General features: G+C 52.9%; 2 protein-coding genes. One reads left to right on the top strand and one right to left on the bottom strand.

What is annotated here, in order from left to right:
• A partial coding sequence (locus VKV29_RS11835; protein ID WP_324201518.1) for an RNA polymerase sigma factor occupies nt 1-267 on the bottom strand: 267 nt, incomplete at its 3' end.
• A gap of 323 nt (nt 268-590) precedes the next feature.
• Here VKV29_RS11835 and VKV29_RS11830 point away from each other — a divergent pair.
• Nucleotides 591-830 carry a hypothetical protein gene (locus VKV29_RS11830; protein WP_324201517.1) on the top strand — a complete coding sequence of 80 codons (240 nt, stop codon included), beginning with the start codon at nt 591-593 and terminating at the stop codon, nt 828-830.
• The last annotated feature ends 223 nt before the right edge of the window (nt 831-1,053 follow it).

The following is a 1,053-nucleotide window of genomic DNA, read 5'->3' as shown; positions in this document are numbered from 1 at the left end:
GAACAGCCAGGCCCGAAAGGGCGCCTCTCCTCGAAACGAAAACGCGCGTTCAAACGCCCGTAGAAACGCCTCCGATGTTACCTCCTCGGCATCTTCGCGGTTGCGCAGCAGATGGTAGGCATAGGCGTAGACCTGGTGCACATACATCTCGAACAGGGTGTCGAGGGCCTCTCGGCTGCCAGACTGCAGGCGCAGCACCAGGCGTTGCTCAAAAAGGCTTCCCGGCCCCCTATCCTCACCCTCTCGTGGTGCCTGAAGTTCCTCCATCTGTTACGACGCTCCCTGCGAAGAAAAAGTGTCGCCAACCCCCTTTGCTTCTCTTCCATTATATCCGCTTTTGGACATTGCGGATTCGGTTCTTACCCGTTTTTCCTCCTTCAGGTCTCTATTACGTCGCCCATTCCTAGAGATGTCTTATCCAGAGGAAGTAGGGGCTCCTTCAAGAAACGATTTAAGCGATAGGTTAAAAATTTTTGCCCGTCTGTCCAAAAACGTCCCTGTCAAACGTTTATAATGTAGTTTATTGCCCTATAGGGTGGTAAACCGTAAGAATCGCGTTAAATGGCTCTATGTTTCAAGGAGGTAGAAAAATGTCTCTACGCCATCTGCTTTCGGCGTTTCTTACCGCGCTGGTTCTAACCCTCGGCTGCCTCGGTGCGACCACATGGGCTGTGGAGACGCCTAACCGTTCGATCAGCCCCTGCCCACCATGCTACACCAACAACTGCGGTGGCGCATCCGACTGTCTAGACTGCTGCCATAAATACTGCGGCAACAGTGGGCTGGCCGAAGATCAATGTGCAGCTTGCTGCCCGGTCTCTATCAGTTAACTACGATGGTTCCTAAAGCTGCATAGGGGTAAAAGATGAGGGTCTGGGGAGGGTTATCGTCACCATGAGGATAGCCCTCCTGTCATAAAAATATAGCAAGGAGACCCCCTGCGTTTACGCGGGGGAGGAATTGCTATCCGCATTCCCCCGATTGTCGAGAGCAATCGTGGCGTCACAATAACTCCTCGCACTCCTTTCCGCTTTCGCTGGTAAGTAGAGAGTA

It is taken from the genome of Chthonomonas sp., assembly GCF_035294165.1.
Taxonomy (GTDB): domain Bacteria; phylum Armatimonadota; class Chthonomonadetes; order Chthonomonadales; family Chthonomonadaceae; genus Chthonomonas.
The sequence above is the reverse complement of the archived record's forward strand: the minus strand, read 5'-3'. Positions and strand labels throughout refer to the sequence as shown.